General features: G+C 43.8%; 2 protein-coding genes. Both read right to left on the bottom strand.

The window, feature by feature from the left end; genetic code table 11:
- Window position 1 precedes the first annotated feature (1 nt).
- On the bottom strand, window positions 2-7915 hold the full coding sequence (locus JBW_RS00275; protein ID WP_052697320.1) for an SDR family NAD(P)-dependent oxidoreductase: 7914 nt from the start codon (window positions 7913-7915) through the stop codon (window positions 2-4).
- A gap of 5 nt (window positions 7916-7920) precedes the next feature.
- Window positions 7921-21219, bottom strand: coding sequence for an SDR family NAD(P)-dependent oxidoreductase (locus JBW_RS25525; protein ID WP_052697319.1), 13299 nt, complete (start codon window positions 21217-21219; stop codon window positions 7921-7923).
- Window positions 21220-21279 lie beyond the last annotated feature (60 nt).

Genomic DNA, 21279 nt, shown 5'->3' with positions numbered 1-21279 from the left:
TTTATCTTCCACCTTTTCGATTGATACTTGCCGTTGCTCCTACCAATCCTAATTCGCCTCCCAGCTCTCTCAACGAAAATCCCTTCATCTGTATACAAACATTTCCTTGTTCATCACACAAATCAATATCAAGTTTTCGTACCTTGTCATCTGCTCTACTGTCGACACTATAACGCAGTAAAGCCCACATAAGGGAAGGGCAATTGCTAACAATTTGAAGTTCTTGCAGCGCATAAGGAAAGACTGGCTTGAGAGAGGCTTTGCCGCCCGCATCTCCAGAAACCATCATGAAAGCCATGGATACTTGCAGGACAGAATCCATTAAACTGGGATGCAAAACAAACTGAGCTTGCGTATCGGAGATGGAGGAAGGTAAGGACAACTTCGCCAATACCTGGTTTGAGGCGACATACACCACCTCAATCCCCTGATGCCCTGAACCATATTCAATTCCCATTGCCCCAAATATCTCGTAACATTGACTGGATGTAAGAGTGCTTTGGTTACACTCATCTTGTAATGCCTTGAGATTCAAAGTTAAATTTCCTGTAGCTGAACTTAGTAAAGCACTACCTTGACTATGCACTACCGGCTTTGTATCAGCCTGTTCAGACTGGCTATAGATTTCATAAGCAATCTCACCGCTGGCTTCAAGATAAAGACCGATATGAATCTGAAGCGACTGATCTCCAACGGCAAGTGGACGTGCCCAAACTACATTCTTTAGCTGTATTACGGTCCGGTCATCTTTCAAGGCTCCCGCAGCCTGTTCAACTGCGGCCCGCGCCATTTCAAGATAGACCACTCCAGGCAACACGCGCTGACCTTTCACGATATGATCTGCCAGAAAAAACTCCTGACCTGTGAAAGTTGAACTGAATCTTTGTTCTGAAAGATCGGACGTATTCTGATGCAGCAAGGGATGAATTAAATTTACACCAGCTGAGCTTGTCAATTTGTCCATTGTACTGGTCTCAGGTACCCAATAACGCTCCCTGGTAAATGGATAGGCAGGCAGACTAATACGGCAAGGTTTGCTGTCACCGTAGAGCTTATTCCAGTCAATAATCAAACCTTTAACCCAAAGTTCCATAATCTTTGCATACTTCTTTTTGGATATCCAAGCTTCAACCGTTTTTGCCATATCTTCATCTGCTGTAAAAACAGCCATCGTATCTTTATTGCGTTTAACCTGCCCACGGTAAAACTCATCAATACCATTCTGACCTTCCACAAAGCCCCTCAATTTTTCCTCAAGTTCTTTGATGGATCTCACAATCACAGCTACTCGTTCCTCCATGCCTTCCCGGCCCACCTGGAGGGTATAGGCCATATCGGTCAAGTTTTCATCTGAAAGTTGCTGACTATTAATACTATCCAATAATTGCTGGGCCTGCTCTTTAAGCTGTTTTTCACTCTTGGCCGACAATACAATAATGACTGGTTTGGAAGCACTATCCATATTGATAGGCATCTGCCTATCCCTGGGAATATATTCTTCTATCACTACATGGCCATTAACACCCCCAAAGCCAAAAGAACTCACTCCTGCCCGACGTGGAATCACGTTGCCTTGAAGATCGTGCAATGGCTTCCACTCCTTAGTTTCCTGGACTATATAAAAGGGACTGTCTTTAAGTTGTATATATGGATTAATCGTTTCACTATGAAGACTTTTAACCAACGTTTTATTTTTGAGTTGTAATAAAACTTTAATCACACCCGCGATTCCCGCAGCAAGTTCCAAATGCCCAATATTGGTTTTCACCGAACCTAATCCACAATGGCAATTTAAAACTTGAGGATCTCCTGTTTCCTTATACAGTTCTTTGAAAGCTGTTTTCAGCCCGTTGATTTCAATTGGATCACCAAGTTCAGTGCCTGTTCCATGTGCCTCAATGTAACTAACAGTTCTTGGATCAATTCCAGATTTTGTGTATGCAGTTTGCAACAATTCCGCCTGAGCCTTGGGGTTAGGTGCCGTCAGCGAATTAGCCCGACCGCCATGATTCACAGCAGTTCCTCTAATGATTCCATAAATATGATCTCCTGCTTCTTCCGCAGCCTTAAGCTTTTTCAAAATAAGCATTCCCACCCCTTCACCACGCACATAGCCATTGGCTTGGTTAGAGAAGGTTTTGCATCGCCCATCTTCACAGAGCATGCCCGTCTTGTTGAATTTGATGTGATTTTCTGGGGTTATGATTGTATTAATACCACCAGCAATCGCCATCTGACAATTTCCACTCTCTATGGCACTCACTGCCCGGTGGATTGCCACTAAAGAACTAGAACAAGCCGTTTCAATCGGCTCACTGGGTCCATGAATATTAAGAAAATAACTCATTCGATTAGGTCCTACGGAGGGTAACAAACCAGTAGACGAATAGCTTTCCATTGCTATATTAGCCTTTGAAAGCAATTTATCATAACCACTACTTCCTGTACCAACGAAGATAGCGGTTTTGGTTCCCGAAAAGCTTTGAGCCGAATAACCCGCATCTTCAATTGCCTTCCAAATATAGGTCATCAACAGGCGCTGCTGAGGATCCATAAACTCAGCCTCTTTAGGAGAAATCCCGAAGAATAATGGATCGAACTGATCTATTCCATCAATGAATCCACCCCATTTTATATTTGTTTTATTTGCTTTTTCTGCAGGATCACCGTAATACTCACGCCAGTCCCAACGTTCTTTAGGAATTTCTGTAATACAATCCTTGTCTTCTACGAGATTTCTCCAAAACTCATTTATATCCTTGGCTTTCGGAAATTTACCACTTACTCCCACAATTGCAATAGGCTCATAAGTACTTGCAACCGATTTTGCTATAGAAAGGTCCACCATTTTCACATACCGGGAATGTCTTTTCTTAGTGGATGATATTTCTGTCACCTCATCTCCCATGGTGGGCAGAAGAATCTCAACTCTAGGTTGTACAGCAAATTGTGAGGTAAATACCTCTTTATATTCTTCATTTAAGTATTCGGCAAAACTATGGATAGTGGGATATTCGAAAAATATGGTGGGAGTCAATTCAAGTTTGTACTTCTGATTAAGTTCGTTGGCGAATTGTGTCAGTGTAATAGAATCAAATCCATATTCATTTAGCTCGGTACCTACATCAATATCTTCAATTTTAACCTTCAGTATTTTGGAGACTTCTTGCACCAAAGTGGCTTGCACTTTCTCCAACAAGTCCCTGGTATCAATACCTGCTGCAGGAAAAGCTAATATAGAAGCTTTCTCAACTTGTACAGCAGTAGCAGCCGTCACTGAAAGAAGTTTTTGTTTTATCCGTGCAACATCTCCCTCAATCACCATTACCTGATCCTTACAGGCGACTAGCCCTTGATACAAAGCCTGAATGCCTATTGGTGTCTCCATCGCAATCATACCCATGCCCTGCATCGCCTTTTCCGCTTCTTTATCAACATGCATTCCGCCATCTTTCCACAGCGGCCAATTGATTGACAGCGTTTGACCATACCGTTGCTTAGACACAACCATGTCATTGCGATATCTTGCGTAGCCATCCATAAAAGCATTCGCAGTGGAATAATCGGCTTGGCCTACATTGCCTAAGCTTCCTGCCATTGAGGAAAAAAGCAGGAAGAAATCAAGATTCATTTCCTTGCTTGCGTGATCCAAATTCACCAATCCAGTGACTTTGGGAGTCAACACCTCTTGCATTTCCTCCTTGGTTTTCTGGATCATAAATTTGTCGCGAATGACTCCTGCACTATGGATGATGCCGCTTAAGCTCCCAAATTTCTCTTGGATGCTCTGGATTAAATCCCCTACCGCCTGCTTGTCGGCCACATCCACTTTCCTGTATTCAACGAAGGCACCTAACGTCTCTATTGCCTTTATTTTCTCTTGCTTACCTTCATCCAGCACAGACCGTCCTGTGAGAATCAAAGTCGCATTCTTGACGGTATGCGCAATCTCTTGGGCAAATATAAGTCCCAAGCCGCCAGCCCCGCCAGTAATTAAATATACACCATTATCTTTCCAAGGTAAGCTTATCTCCTCGGTAACTGCAACTTCCCTCCAGCCGTTAACCCATCGTGTCCCCCCTTGATAGCGAACATGGTTGTCAATGGAGCTTTGGCTGTTTTCTTTCAATATCTCTATGATTTCTTGTGAAAGCCCCTCCACCTCTACTTCAATCATCTGTCCAATGATTTTCGGATTCTCCAATTGTGCCGTTTTCAATAATCCCAAAAGGCCGGAGAAAAGTTGTCGCTCCTCTTGCGTGGGAACAACAACTTGAATAAGTACCTTGCCCTTTTGTTTATTTTTAAGGATAGTTTGGATCTCCTCAAAGACCTGGACGGCATAAGCTTGAAACCGTTCCTCAATGCTTTCCTTCTCAATTTGTAAGGTAACACAGCGTATTGTGTCCATGCAGGTTTCAACGCTTTCACGATACGCTTCACTTAGCTCACAAAGCATCACCACATGCTGAACATAGGCAGAATCCATGGTTTCTAAGATACTGGCTTGTTCTTTCCAATAAGGCTCAAGCAGCAGCATCTCATTATTTCCTATTTTCCCTACCGAGCCTACTTCTCTTTCCAATACTCGCAATGAAAATCCCTTTATCCGTACACAAACATTCCCTTGCTCATCGCATAAATCAATATCGAACTTCTGTACCTTATCTCCTGCCCTACTGCCGGCACTATAGCGCAGTAAAGCCCACATAACGGAAGGACAATTACTCAGGATTTCAAGTTCTTGCAGTGCAAAAGGCAACACTGGCTTAAGAGAAGCTTCGCTGCCCGTAACTCCAGTAACCAGCATAAACCCTATTGTTGCCTGTAAAGCCGCATCCATTAAACTGGGATGCAAAGTAAATTGGTTGTGAGTATTCGAAACAGAAGCAGGTAACCGCAATTTCGCGAGCACTTGCTCTTGTCCCGTATATACTACCTCAATTCCCTGATGACTTGAGCCATACGCAAGCCCCATTGTCCTAAATGCCTCGTAGCATTGACTGGACGTAAATGTGCTTTGGCCGCACTCAGCCTGTAAAGATTTAAGATCTACTCTTGGAGTTTCTGTAACCGAACGCAGCACTGCACTGCCCTGACTGTGTATGATTGGTTCTCTATCAACCGTTTCAGAATCACTATAGATTTCATAGGCAATCTCGCCATTTTCCTCTGGATAGAGCCCGATGTGTACTTGCACCGGCTGACCTAGGGCGGCAACAGGCCGTACCCAAACCACGTTTTTTAGTCGTATTCCAATCTTATCTTCTGCCAAAACTCCCGCGGCCTGCTCCACTGCTGCCCTAGCCATTTCAAGATAGGCTACTCCAGGCAGCACTCGCTGCCCCTTGACAACATGATCTGCCAGGAAAAACTCCTGACCCGTAAAGGTTGAGCTAAACCGCTGTTCCGAAAAATCGGAGGTATTCTGGTGCAATAGAGGATGAAGTAAGCCGGCAGTGACTGGACTTATTATATTACTGCTGGCCGCTATGCCGGCCTCAGGTACCCAATAGCGTTCTTTAGCAAAGGGATAGGTAGGCAGACTGATGCGGCGGGGTTTGCTGTCGTTATAGAGTTTCTGCCAATCATATATCATTCCCTTGACCCAAAGGTCTAACAGTTTCCCATATTTTCGATGCGCAATCCACTTTTTAAGTATTTCCTGCATTTCATCATCGGCTGCAAAGATAGCCATTGTATCTTTATTACGCTTGACTTGCCCGCGATAGAGATCTTCAATACCATCCTGGTCTGCCAAAAAGCCCTTTAGTTTTTCCTCAAGCTCTTTGCTGGAACCTACCAGCACAGCTACGCGTTCCTCCATGGCTTCCCGTCCTACTTGCAGGGTATAGGCCATATTGGCAAGGTTTTCATCTGAGATTTGCTGTTCCTGGATAGCAGCTACCATTTGCTGTACTTGTTCTTTGAGCCGTTGTTCGTTCTTGGCTGACAGCACAATGATTGCTGGATTCTGCTTGGTAATCCTAATCGAAGATGGCTGTTCATCCTTGTCCATGTATTCTTCAATCACTACATGGGCATTTGAGCCTCCAGCGCCAAAAGACGAAATGCCAGCGATCCTTGGATATTCTTGGATCTCTCCATTGATTTCAAGCACCGGTCGTTTCCATTCCGCAAGCTCTTGCTGAACGACAAAAGGCGTTTTACCAAAATCAATGTTGGGATTCAGTATCTCAGAATGCAGAGAAGGTACTAATTGACCATATTTGAGTTGCAGCAATATTTTCGTCACCCCGGCAATGCCTGCCGCGCTCTCACAATGCCCGATATTCGACTTGGCCGAACCAATCGAACAGAATTGTTTGTCTTTCGTATATTCCTGGAAGGTTTTCTTCAAGCCCGCAATCTCTATCGGGTCCCCTAAGGAAGTCCCCGTGCCGTGAGCTTCTATATAACTGATGGTTCTTGGATTAATTCCTGCTTCCTTGAAGGCTTTTCCAATAACACTGGCCTGAGCATTGGGATTGGGAACTGTAAACCCGTTGGTTTTCCCACCATGATTAATTGCGGTTCCTTTGATGATGCCATATATGTGATCACCTTCAGCAATGGCCTTAGAGAGGGGTTTTAAGAGTATTGCCCCTACCCCTTCTCCTGGCACATAGCCATCGCCTCCCTGCCCAAAGCTTTCACAACGTCCCTTGCTTGATACAAATTTTCCTTGTCCGAGTGCTAGATATTTGTTGGGATGGATCGAAATATTAACACCGCCTGCAATAGCAAACTCACATCCGCCCTGCTTTAAACTTTGACAGGCCAGATGGATTGCGGTTAGTGAGGAAGAACACATAGTATCCAAGGTCACACTCGGTCCATGAAAATTGCAAAAATAAGATACACGGTTGGCAATGGAAGCTGAATTGCCGGCCAGAGCAATCGGTCTACCTTGAACTTGTTCCTGTGCGCCATAAAGCTGATACTCTTCGTACATCACTCCCACAAATACTCCTACATCGCCCCCCAAGCCACCTCCTTGATGCATACCCAGAGCTTCCCGAGTATATCCTGCATCCTCTAAGGTTTCATAGACACATTGCAAAAATAAGCGTTCCTGGGGATCTATTATTTCTGCTTCCCGCGGTGAAATATTGAAAAAAAGAGGATCAAATTGATCCACACCATTCAGGAAACCTCCCCACTTGCTGTATGTCTTTCCCGGCTTACTCTTATCTTCATCAAAGTACAGGTTGTAATCCCAACGATCTTTAGGTATCTCGGTAATAGAGTCCTTACCAGCCTGCAGGTTTTTCCAAAATTCCTGAATATTCTTTGCTTGCGGGTAGCGTCCGGATAGGCCAATGATGGCAATATCTGTAGCTCTTACTTTTTCTTGCGGAGTATCACTATACGGTGTTGTAAATCGGAGGTGCCTACGATTACTAATGACTGGTTTTACAGATCCAGTCATAGCAGCAGAATCTTTGGCACTCTTCCTAGTCGCAGTTGCTGCTATCTCCTCGATGCCCAATAACCCCATTAACTGATCTTGATAGACTTCAAGAAAATATTCGATTAATGCCTGGATGGTTTGATATTCAAAAAACAAAGTTTTCGGCAGCGAGCCAAATATCTTTTCCAATTGATTGGTCAATTGCATGACCATGACCGAATCAATCCCATACTCTTCCATGGGCACATCGGCTTCAATCCGATGTACCGGTAACCCGATTACTGTGGAGAGTAATTTTTTGAAATAATGTACTACTTTTTCTTGAAGTAAATCTGGGGCAACTGCCGCAACTATTGCATCGCCTTCCATGAGAACTGTTTCTGAGACTTGCGTTTTGAGGCTATGTTGCAATTTTAGCTCGTTAATCTCTTTTATAGCATTTTCTGGACTTATTTTTTGTTCTTTTATCTGCTCATATAAAATTTCTAACTGCTTCTGCATCTTTTTCACGCCCCCTTTCCACTCACAACTGAATTGATAAATTGCTCTTTGGATAATTTACCTTTTGCTATTTTTTCGAAAACATTTGAATAAAACTCATCATTTATTTCTGCTATATTACCATTTGTCGCCGAATTGTCATGATCATCATTCTCTGTATTCCTTTGCAATTGCTCGAAATTCCTTAGAATTGTTTTCATATAATGTCTCAATTGCACATTGTCGCCTTCCCATACCATCATTTGATTATTTTCGGAGGCTAAAATCTGATAGAAGGCTTGAATGCCAGTAGGAGTTTTTATAGGGATCATACCCATATTTTGCTGCATCATCTTCTCGGTTTGCTGATCAACATGCATTCCGCCCTCCTGCCATAGCGGCCAATTGATAGACAAGGTCCGACCATGCCGCTGGTTTAACATCTCTAGATCGTTTCGATGCCTGGAATAAGCATCCATAAAGGCGTTGGCTGTGGAATAGTCCACCTGGCCTAGATTACCTAATGCTCCTGATACCGAAGAGAATAGCACAAAAAAATCAATGTCCAGATCTTTAGTTGCCTCATCAAGGTTCACTACTCCTGTGACTTTTGGGGACAATACTTTTTCTAGTTCTTCGTTGGTTTTTTTGAAGATAAAATTATCGCAAATCACTCCTGCACTATGAATGATGCCATGGAGGTTGCCGAAATTATCTTTGATACTCTGAATTAATTCGACTACTGCCTGCTTTTCGGTCACATCAACTTGCTTATATACGATCCTCGCGCCCAAAGTCTCCAATTCCTTAAGTTTTGTTTGCTTGTTCTCATTGAGCAAAGACCGGCCCGTGAGGATCAAGGTCACATCCTTGACTTTATCCGCAATTTCCTTGGCAAAAACAAGCCCAAGACCACCCATACCTCCAGTGATTAGGTAAATCCCCTTGTCTTTCCACGGGAGGTTTACTTCTTCCTGAGAAATCTCAACTTCCTTCCAGCCTGCAACGTAACGTTTGCCTTCTTCATGTCGAATGTGGTTATCAAGCGGACATTGACTGTTTTCTTTTAATATTTTTATGATTTCTACTGAATCTTCCTCTAGTCCCACTTCAATCAGTTGTCCAATGAGTTTCGGATTCTCAAGTTGAGCGGTCTTTAAAAGTCCGGAAAGTCCAGAGAAGATTTGCTGTTCACCTCGTGAAGGAACAACAATCTGAATCAATATATTCTTTTTATTTTTCTTTTTAAGAATGCTTTGAATATTTTCAAAGACCTGAACAGTATACGTCTGGAATCGTTCTGCTATATTATTCTGTTTAGACTCTAAGCTAATACAGCGCACCCCGTCTATTAGGTTTTCGATGCTTTCCTTAAGATCCTCATTCGCCTCACAGAGCACTACAAAATGTTGCTCATAATCAGGAACTATGACTTCTTGAACAAGTATCTGTTCTTTCCAGTAAGGCTTGAGCATCAAACTCCCAAGAGCTGCTGTCGTTCCTAATAAACCTACTTCATCTTCTAACACTCGCGCTGAGAAGCTTTTCATCCGTACACAAACCAGCCCTTGCTCATCGCACAAATCAATATCAAATTTTTGCAATTTATCCCCAGCTTTGCTGTCATTACAATAGCGTACTAGGGCCCACATGGCAGGAGTGCACCTGCTGAAGACTTCAAGTTCTTGCAATGCAAACGGCAAAATAGTCTTGAGGTTGCCAGAACCTATTATTAAAGCTATCGACGCCTGCAAAGCTGCGTCCATTAAGCTTGGATGCAAAACAAATTGATCTTTGGTACTAGAAAAGAGAGAAGACAAAGACAATTTCGCCAGCACTTGTCTCTGTCCTACATACACTGTTTCAAGCCCCTGGTGTCCCGGACCATAATCAAACCCCATCGCCCTAAATGCATCGTAGCATTGGTGGGACGCAAGGATATCTCGGCTGCATTCAGCCTGTAAAGTCTTTATATCCAAAGTTGGAACTTCTAAAATTTCGCTCAGTACCGCAGTGCCTTGGCTGTGCACTATAGGGTCTGCACTGTCTGCTTTTGTTTCGCTATATATTTCATAGGCAATCAGTCCATCGTCTTCCGGAAAGAGTCCAATATGTACTTGAACTGGCTGTTCCCCTACAACAATGGGCTGGGTCCAAACCACATTTTTCAGTCGTATCCCCAACTGACTTTCTTTCAATACTCCTACTGCCTGCTCCACTGCTGCCCGAGCCATCTCAAGACAGGCCACACCGGACAAAACCTTTTGTCCCTTTATGACATGATCTGCCAGAAAAAATTCCTGGCCGGTAAAGGTAGAACTGAACCGCTGTTCCGAAAAATTAGAGGTATTTTGATGGAGCAGCAAATGAATCGGACCAATTATTGGACCGCTAATCGCCGTGATGGTATTGCTCGCAGGGTAATTGCTAGTCTTAGGAATCCAATAGCGTTCCTTAGCAAAGGGGTATGTAGGTAAACTAATGCGGTGAGGTTTGACATTGCCATAAAATTTGTTCCAGTCAATAATCAAACCTTTGACCCAAAAATCCAAGAGTTTCCCATACTTTCCTTTATTAATCCAAGCCTCAATTGCCTTTTGTAAATCTTCATCTGCCATAAAAACAACCAAATTCTCTTTACTGCGCTTAACCTGCCCACGATATAAATTCTCAATACCTTTTTGTCCTGCTAAAAAGCTCTTCAGTTTTTCCTCAAGTTCTTTACTTGATCCTACAATTAAGCCCAATCGTTCCTCCATAGCTTCACGCCCCACCTGAAGTGTATAAGCTATATTGGCTAAGCCTAATTCAGATGATTCCTGTTCTCCAATGGCAGTCAACAGTTGCTGAGCCTGCTCATGCAGTCGCTCTTCATTCTTTGCTGACAGCACGATAACTGCTGGGTTCTGAGTCGTAATCATAATAGAAGGTCGCTGCTGATCCTTTGAAATATATTCTTCAATCACTACATGGGCATTCGATCCTCCCGCACCAAAGGACGAAATGCCGGCAGTTCGGGGATATTCCCGCTTTTCTCCATCAAGTTCAACGATCGGCCGTTTCCATTCCACAAGTTCCTGCTGAACCATAAAAGGGGTGTTGGCAAAATCAATATTAGGATTCAGCGTCTCAGAATGCAAGGAAGGCACTAATTGACGGTATTTGAGCTGCAGCAAGACTTTTGTTACCCCTGCAATACCTGACGCACTCTCACAATGCCCAATGTTTGATTTCGCTGAGCCGATTGCACAGAACTGTTTGTCTTTGGTGTATTCCTGGAAGGTCTTAGTCAAACCCGCGATTTCTATCGGATCCCCTAAGGAAGTCCCAGTGCCGTGTGCTTCTATATAACTGATTGTCCTTGGATTGATCCCGGCTTCTTTAATGGCCCGTCCAATAACACTAGCCTGGGCATTAGGATTAGGAACTGTGTAACCGTTGGTCTTGCCTCCATGATTGACTGCGGTTCCTTTTATAATCCCATATATTTGATCCCCATCGGCAATGGCTTTAGACAGAGGTTTTAGAAGTACTGCTCCTACGCCTTCTCCTGGCACGTAGCCGTCGCCGCCTTGCCCAAAGCTTTCGCACCGTCCTTTGCTTGAAACAAACTTCCCCTGACCAAGCATCAGATATTTATTGGGATGGATTGAGACGTTTACGCCACCTGCAACTGCAAACTCACATCCGCCACGTTGCAAGCTTTGGCAGGCTAAATGAATAGCCGTCAGTGAGGAAGAGCACATGGTATCCACAGCCATACTTGGTCCATGGAAATTACAAAAATAGGATACTCGATTGGCTATCGATGATGAATTCCCGGGAAGGGCAATCGCTCTACCCTGAATCTGCTCCTGGGCGCCGTAGAGCTGGTACTCTTCATACATTACTCCCACAAAGACTCCTACATTGCCTTCCAAGCCAAAACCTTGATGTATACCAAGAACTTCCCGGTTATACCCCGCATCCTCTAAAGTCTCATATACACACTGTAAGAATAAACGTTCCTGAGGATCGATCATTTCCGCTTCCCGTGGTGATATATTGAAGAAAAGAGGATCAAATTGATCCACACCATCCAGGAAGCCTCCCCACTTACTGTACGTCTTTCCCTGCTTGTTTTTGTCCTCATCAAAATACAGGCTATGATCCCAGCGTTCTTTGGGTATTTCAGTGATGGAATCCTTGCCGTTTTGTAAGTTATTCCAAAACTCCTTAACATTTTTCGCTTGCGGGTAGCGCCCAGACACACCAATAATGGCGATATCTAAAGCACTGCTAGTTTTTTCTTCAGGAGATCCTATGGGAAGGGATGTAAAACGTGGACGTTTACGGCTGTTAAATATGGCTTTTACTGTCTCTGCCTCAGTTATGAGTTCTGTGGAATTCTCTATAGTTGCTGCTGCTTTCTCATCGACTCCCAATAATTCTGTCAGTTGATCTCGATAGGATATAAGGAAATATCCAGTTAATTCCTGGATGTTTAGGTACTCAAAAAACAATGTTTTTGATAGTGAACCGAAGTATTTTTCTAATTGGTTGGTCATTTGCATAACCATTACCGAATCAATTCCGTATTGTTCCAGTGGAGCATCTGCTTCGATACGATCAGTCGGTAGCTTAATGACAGCAGAAAGTAGTTTTTTAAAGTAGTTTAATGCTTTTTCCTGAAGCAAATCTTGTCCAATTGTGGGAACTACCTTCTTCTCATCTACGATTACAGATATTTTTGCGCCTCCTGTTACGGACGGTTGTCCCAAAAATGCTGTATGCAGCCGTTCTATATCTCCTTCTATCACCATCACCTGATCTTTACCGGAAGATACGCCTTGATACAAAGCCTCAATGCCAGTTGTAGTCTCTAAGGCAATTAATCCTGAGTTCTGCATCATCATTTTTTCTGCGTCTTCATTAATATGCATACCGCCCTCTTTCCACAGCGGCCAATTGATCGCCAGAGTCTGACCTTGGCGTTGTTTTAACGCCGCCAGGCTATTCCGATACCTGGCATAAGCATCCATAAAGGCATTGGCAGTAGCGTAGTCCGCCTGCCCCAGATTCCCTAATGCTCCGGTTATTGAGGAAAAGAGAATAAAAAAGTCCAGGTTCAAATCCTTCGTTGCCTCGTCCAAATTTACCAGCCCGGTGACCTTAGGAGCCAAAACGGCTTCCAGTTCTTCCTTGGTTTTCTTGATGAAGAAGTTATCCCGAATGATACCTGCGCTATGGATAATACCATTGAGTCTGCCAAAGTTCTTCTGAATGCTTTGGATCACATCCAAAATTGCCTGTTTGTCAGTTACGTCGACTTGCTTGTATGTAATCAAGGTACCTAAAGATTCCAGTTCCCTGATTTTACTTTGCTTATCTTCATCCAGTGGAGACCGACCTGTGAAAATCAAAATTGCACCTTTAACTTTATGGGCAATTTCTTTGGCAAACATAAGTCCGAGACCACCAGCGCCTCCAGTAATTAAATAGACCCCCTGATCTTTCCAGGGGATCTTCACTGCCTCTTTTAAAGCTTCCACTTCGTTCCAGCCAATAACATAGCGTTTATTGTCCTGGTAGCGAATATGATTGTCAATTAAGCTTTGGCTATTATTCTTCAGTTTTTCTACGATTCCCTCTGCATCTTCTCCCGGCTCCACTTCGATCAGTTGTCCTATGAATTTTGGATTCTCCAATTGAGCCGTTTTTAACAATCCGGAGAGCCCCGAAAAAAGTTGCTGTTCCTGCTGAGTAGAAATTACAATCTGGATTAACACATTGCCCTTGGTTTTTTCTTTAAGGATGCTTTGGATTTCCTCAAATGCTTGGACGGCATAAATCTGGAAACGTTCCTCTATGCCGCTCTGCTGGGACTCTAAGGTAAGGCAACGCACACCGTTCATTTGGCTTTCGATCATTGCTTGAGAAATCTTATTTGTCTCACAGAGCATCACCAGATGCTGAGTATAGGTAGGAGCTGCAGCTTCCTGGGCAATGGCTTGTTCTTTCCAATAAGGGTGGAGTAGTAGCGCCCCAAGGGTTGCTGGAGGCACGCGCGATGAAACGCCTTTCATCCGTACACAAACCATCCCTTGCTCATCACACAAATCAATATCAAGTTTTTGCACTTTATCCCCAGCTTTGCTGCCTTCACTGTAGCGAATCAACGCCCACATGTCAGAGATGCATTTTTCAATAATTTCAACCTCTTGCAAGGCAAAGGGCAGGGCCAGCTTAAAGTCACTGGAATTCATCATTAAGGATGCCTGCAAGGCAGAATCCATCAAACTGGGATGCAGAATGAATTGGTCTCTAGTATCAGCTACGAAAGAAGGCAAGGATAACTTCGCCAGGACTTGCCCCGATCCTGCATATAATTTTTCAATCCCCTGGTGCCCCGGACCATAGTCCAGCCCTACCGTCCTTAAAGCCTTGTAGCATTGATCGGAGTTAAGAATGCTTTGATTACATTCAGCCTGCAAAGCGGGCAGATCCAAGATTGGCGGTTCAGCAAATGAACATAGCTTTGCGATCCCCTGGCTATGTATTATAGATTCTGCGTTAACCCCCTCGGGTTCGGTATAGATTTCATAACCGATCGCTCCATCTTCTGGGAAGAGTCCAATATGTACCGGAATCGGCTGATCCCCCACAGCAATGGGCCTGGACCAAACCACGTTTTTAAGCCGAATCCCGGTCTGACCTTCTGCCAAAGCTCCTGCTGCCTGCTTTACTGCCGCCCGTGCCATTTCTAGATAGGCCACACCCGGTAATATCCGCTGCCCCTTTACTACATGATCTGCCAGAAAAAACTCCTGACCTGTAAATGTCGAACTAAAACGTTGTTCAGACAGGTCGGATGTATTTTCATGAAGCAGGGGATGGATTAAAGCTCTAATGTCCTTGTTTATTTTGCTGCTGACCGCAGTATCGATCTTAGGTACCCAATAGCGTTCCTTAGCAAAAGGATAGGTGGGCAAACTGATGCGGTGAGGCTTGCTATCGCCATAGAGTTTATTCCAATCAAAAATCAGTCCATTAACCCAAAGCTCTAGAAATTTGTCATATTTTCCTTTCCTTATCCAAGCATCAATTGTTTTTTCCATATCTTCATCGGCTGCAAAAACAGCCAAAAGTTCTTTATTGCGTTTGACCTTCCCCCTATATAAATCCTCAATGCCATCCTGTCCTGCCAGAAAGTCCTTCAATTTCCCCTCAAGTTCTTTGATAGATCCCACAATCACAGCCAGATGTTCTTCCATAACTTCCCGACCCACTTGGAGCGTGTAGGCCATTTCTAACAAATTTTCATCTGAGAATTGTTGTTCGCCAATTGCAGCCAACAATTGCTGCGCCTGCTCCTTGAGCTTGTCCTCAGTCTTTGCCGACAACACAATAATTGCGGGATTCTGAGAATTGATCGTGGTTTGAGACCGCCGTAAGTCTTGAGGAATGTATTCCTCAATCACTACATGAGCGTTTAAACCTCCCGCACCAAAGGATGAAATGCCAGCGATTCTTGGATACTCCCGGCTTTCTCCACAGATCTCAAGCACTGGCCGTCTCCATTCCGCAAGTTTCTGCTGAACCACAAAGGGGGTGTTGGCAAAATCAATTTTGGGATTCAGCGTCTCAGAATGCAGGGAAGGCACTAATTGACGGTATTTGAGCTGCAGTAAGACTTTTGTCACTCCTGCAATACCTGATGCACTCTCACAATGCCCGATGTTCGATTTAGCTGAGCCGATTGCGCAGAACTGTTTATCTTTGGTGTATTCCTGGAATGTTTTAGTTAAACCCGTGATTTCTATTGGATCCCCTAAAGAGGTCCCTGTGCCGTGTGCTTCTATATAACTGATTGTCCTTGGATTGATCCCTGCTTCCTTAATGGCTCGTCCAATAACACTGGCCTGCGCATTAGGATTAGGAACAGTGTAACCGTTGGTTTTCCCTCCATGATTGACTGTGGTTGCTTTGATGATCCCATATATTTGATCCCCGTCGGCAATGGCTTTAGACAGAGGTTTTAGAAGTACTGCGCCTACGCCTTCTCCCGGCACGTAACCGTCGCCACCCTGCCCAAAGCTTTCACATCGCCCTTTGCTGGATACAAACTTGCCCTGGGACAGAAATAGATATTTGTTCGGATGGATCGAAATATTGACACCGCCTGCAATCGCAAGCTCGCATCCGCCCCTTTGCAGACTTTGACATGCCAAATGAATGGCAGTCAAGGAGGAAGAACACATGGTGTCCACAGCCATACTGGGACCATGGAAATTACAAAAATAGGATACCCGATTGGCTATTGATGACGGATTCCCCCAAACCGAAACCGGCCTGTCCTGAATCTGTTCTTGGGCTGCATAAAGTTGGTATTCGTCATACATGACTCCCACATAAACTCCCACATTGCCTTTCACACCAAGGTCATGATTCATCCCTTCCCGGGTATATCCTGCATCTTCCATCGTTTCATAGACGCACTCTAAGAATAAGCGCTCCTGAGGATCCATTATTTCCGCTTCCCGCGGTGAAATATTGAAAAAGAGAGGATCAAATTGATCCACACCGTCCAGGAAGCCTCCCCACTTGCTGTAGGTTTTTCCCTGTTTATTCTTATCTTCATCAAAGTATAGGTTATGATCCCAGCGGTCTTTGGGTATTTCCGTGATACAATCCTTGCCGTCCCTTAGGTTATTCCAAAACTCTTGAATATTTTTCGCTTGTGGGTAACGTCCGGAAACACCAATAATTGCGATATCTGAGGCACCTGCTTTTTCTTGTGGAAATTCCGTTTCTCTACACAGGGATGCAAAACGCGCACGTCTACGACTGCTAATAGCTGTCTCTATCGGCTCTGTCACAGCTACGGAAGCTTTTAAATCCGCAGCCAAGACTTGCGTTTTTCCTTCGATCCCCAGTAATCCTATCATTTTGTCCCTATAGGACTCTAGGAAATATCCGGTTAATTCCTGGATGTTTTGGTATTCAAAAAACAATGTTTTCGATAACGAACCAAATATCATTTCTAATTGATTGGTCAATTGCATGACCATAATGGAATCTATACCGTATTTTTCCATGGATGCATTTGCTTCGATGCGATTCACTGGCAGTTTGATTACTGATGAAAGCAGCTTCTTAAAGTAGTTTATTGCCTTTTCCTGAAGCAAATCAGGGGAGATTACTGCCACTGCTTTATCTTCTGCTATGATCGAAGAGGTTTCTGCGGCTTCTCTTCTGGGCAGCTGCCCCAAAAAGATTTCATCGATTCGTTTTAACTCCCCTTCCAGCACCATCACCTGAGTTTTTCCAGATGCTACCCCTTGATATAAGGCTCCAATACCCGTTGTGGTCTGTAGGGGAATTGCCCCCCAATTCTGTATCATCATCTTCTCGGTTTCTATATCAACGTGCATCCCGCCTTCTTTCCACAGCGGCCAATTGATCGCCAAAGTCTGACCCTGACGTTGTTCTAATGCCACCAGACTATTTCGATACCCGGCGTAAGCATCCATAAAAGCGTTAGCAGTAGCGTAGTCCGCCTGCCCTAGATTCCCTAATGCTCCGGTTATTGAGGAAAAGAGAATAAAAAAGTCCAGGTTCAAATCCTTCGTTGCCTCGTCCAAATTTACCAGCCCGGTGACCTTAGGAGCCAAAACGGCTTCCAGTTCTTCCTTGGTTTTCTTGATGAAGAAGTTATCCCGAATGATACCTGCGCTATGGATAATACCATTGAGTCTGCCAAAGTTCTTCTGAATGCTTTGGATCACATCTAAAATTGCCTGTTTGTCAGTTACGTCGACTTGCTTGTATGTAATCAAGGTACCTAAAGATTCCAGTTCCCTGATTTTACTTTGCTTATCTTCATCCAGCGGAGACCGACCTGTGAAAATCAAAATTGCACCTTTAACTTTATGGGCAATTTCTTTGGCAAACATAAGTCCGAGACCACCAGCGCCTCCAGTAATTAAATAGACCCCCTGATCTTTCCAGGGGATCTTCACTGCCTCTTTTAAAGCTTCCACTTCGTTCCAGCCAATAACATAGCGTTTATTGTCCTGGTAGCGAATATGATTGTCAATTAAGCTTTGGCTATTATTCTTCAGTTTTTCTACGATTCCCTCTGCATCTTCTCCCGACTCCACTTCGATCAGTTGTCCTATGAATTTTGGATTCTCCAATTGAGCCGTTTTTAACAATCCGGAGAGCCCCGAAAAAAGTTGCTGTTCCTGCTGAGTGGAAATTACAATCTGGATTAACACATTGCCCTTGGTTTTTTCTTTAAGGATGCTTTGGATTTCCTCAAATGCTTGGACGGCATAAATCTGGAAACGTTCCTCTATGCCGCTCTGCTGGGACTCTAAGGTAAGGCAACGCACACCGTTCATTTGGCTTTCGATCATTGCTTGAGAAATCTTATTTGTCTCACAGAGCATCACCAGATGCTGAGTATAGGTAGGAGCTGCAGCTTCCTGGGCAATGGCTTGTTCTTTCCAATAAGGGTGGAGTAGTAGCGCCCCAAGGGTTGCTGGAGGCACGCGCGATGAAACGCCTTTCATCCGTACACAAACCATCCCTTGCTCATCACACAAATCAATATCAAGTTTTTGCACTTTATCCCCAGCTTTGCTGCCTTCACTGTAGCGAATCAACGCCCACATGTCAGAGATGCATTTTTCAATAATTTCAACCTCTTGCAAGGCAAAGGGCAGGGCCAGCTTAAAGTCACTGGAATTCATCATTAAGGATGCCTGCAAGGCAGAATCCATCAAACTGGGATGCAGAATGAATTGGTCTCTAGTATCAGCTACGAAAGAAGGCAAGGATAACTTCGCCAGCACTTGCCCCGATCCTGCATATAATTTTTCAATCCCCTGGTGCCCCGGACCATAGTCCAGCCCTACCGTCCTTAAAGCCTTGTAGCATTGATCGGAGTTAAGAATGCTTTGATTACATTCAGCCTGCAAAGCGGGCAGATCCAAGATTGGCGGTTCAGCAAACGAACATAGCTTTGCGATCCCCTGGCTATGTATTATAGATTCTGCGTTAACCCCCTCAGGTTCGGTATAGATTTCATAACCGATCGCTCCATCTTCTGGGAAGAGTCCAATATGTACCGGAATCGGCTGATCCCCCACAGCAATGGGCCTGGACCAAACCACGTTTTTAAGCCGAATCCCGGTCTGACCTTCTGCCAAAGCTCCTGCTGCCTGCTTTACTGCCGCCCGCGCCATTTCTAGATAGGCCACACCCGGTAATATCCGTTGCCCCTTTACTACATGATCTGCCAGAAAAAACTCCTGACCTGTAAATGTCGAACTAAAACGTTGTTCAGACAGGTCGGATGTATTTTCATGAAGCAGGGGATGGATTAAAGCAAGGTTAATTGACCTTGTATCACTTTCGATGTCGCTGTCAGATATCCAATAACGCTCTCTGGCAAAAGGATATGTGGGAAGGTTGAGTCGCTGTATCTTGCCCTCGGGGAAAACCATTTTCCAGTCCAAATCATTCCCATTTGCGTACATTTCTGCCAGAGCCATGAGTTTGCTGCCATATTCATGCTCGTCCTTCAATTTATTTAAATGTAACTCTGTGAGAATCATCTTACCTGACTCTTCAAAAGAAGACTGTGTTTCTTTCTCTTTTCTTGCATTACTTTCTTTAAAATATCCTTCAGCTTCTTCTTTTTCTAGAACTTGTTTTAATTTTTTCTGAAGTTCTTGAACATTTTTTACAACAAAAGCAGACCTTATTTCAAAATGATCCCTGCCCAAAAGCAAGGTCGCACTAATATCTATAAGTTTATTTTCTTGTCCTTTCTCTTCCAGCCAATGTAGCAAATCTTCTTCTTTATTACGCAATGCTTCTTCAGTTTTAGCAGATAAACAAATTAAAGAATAAGGGAATTTTCTCTTGGAATGCCTTACGATGTTAGGTGCCTCTTCAAGAACCAGATGTCCGTTCGTACCCCCAAAGCCAAAAGAACTTACTCCTGCACGTCTAGGAAAAGCTTGATTATTTTCATCTTTTAGCAGTTTCCACTCCTGCAACTGATCTACAACATAAAAAGGGCTATTTTCAATTGAAATGCGATGACTTAACCGTTTGAAATTTTGAAGTCCGGCTAACTGTTTATACTTCATGGACAATACTACTTTGATTACCCCTGCCATTCCGCCTGCAGCTTCCAGATGACCTATATTCGTTTTGGCAGACCCCAAACCACAATAGTTTCTTATTAAGCTTTGGTTCCCTTCTGAATAGAGACGTTCAAATGCCTTTAGCAATCCTTGAAACTCAATTGGGTCTCCTTTGGGAGTACCAGTTCCGTGAGTCTCAATATAACTGATACTTTCAGGCGCAACCCTTGCTTGTTTATGCGCTTCAACAATCACATCTGCTTGTGCATCGGAACTAGGATAGGTTAAAGTATGGGTTTTCCCATTATGGTTAATGGCGCTTCCCTTCACAATTGCATAAATATAATCCCCATCTTCAATCGCTTTTTCTAAAGGCTTGAGCAAAATTACGCCTGCACCTTCACTGCGTACATAGCCGTCTGCCCCCTCATCAAAAGCTTTACACGAACCCGTAGGGGACATTAGTCCAGCTTTTGAAAATGAGATATGGCGTGTGGGCGTTAATAAAAGGTTAATTCCACCCGCTAATGCCATGCTGCATTCCCCTGAGTGTAAAGATTGCATAGCTACATGAATAGCAGTGAGAGAACTGGAGCAAGCAGTATCTACAGTAAAGCTCGGTCCTTTTAAATTTAAATAATGGGAAACACGATTAGCGATTACTCCAGCGGCAGTTCCTATAGAATGATGAGTTTCAATTGTGCGGAATGTTCTCTCTTGCAATTCTTTATAGTCAAAGTTAAAGACCCCTACATAAACACCAACCTTTTTCCCTGATACATGAGAAGGGCAAACCCCTGCATCCTCCAAACAGGTCCAAGATAGTTCCAGCATGATTCTTTGCTGCGGATCCAGTGCTTCCAATTCTCTGGGAGACAAAGAGAAAAATCCCGCATCAAATGCATCAACATCCTCAATAAAGCCTCCCCACTTACTATTACTCTTATTTATTTCAGTTTTAGGATCTCCCCAAAAGGCTTCCCAATTCCAACGCTCCAGGGGAATTTCCTGAACACTTGATCGTTTTTGTTTGAGATTTTCCCAAAATTCTTCATAGTTCTTGGCTCCCGGGAATCGGCTTGCCATACCGATAATAGCGATATCCATTAGTTTCTCTTGAGAAGGCTTGCTTTGCAGATCTTCTTGATCCTTTTCAACAGATGATTGATTTTCGTTATCTTTCATACAGTTCTCCTTTCTTGATCCCTTTAAGCCATTGATTAGAAGTATCTAATAGTGGGTATT

It is taken from the genome of Pelosinus fermentans JBW45, from assembly GCF_000271665.2.
GTDB lineage: Bacteria > Bacillota > Negativicutes > DSM-13327 > DSM-13327 > Pelosinus > Pelosinus baikalensis.
Note: the sequence above shows the minus strand (reverse complement) of the source record. Positions and strands in the feature narration are given on the sequence as shown.

Coding starts and splice junctions, on each gene's coding strand:
- JBW_RS00275 (WP_052697320.1), bottom strand. CDS start 7,915: ATGCAGAAGCAGTTAGAAATTTTATATGAGCAGATAAAAGAACAAAAA.
- JBW_RS25525 (WP_052697319.1), bottom strand. CDS start 21,219: ATGAAAGATAACGAAAATCAATCATCTGTTGAAAAGGATCAAGAAGAT.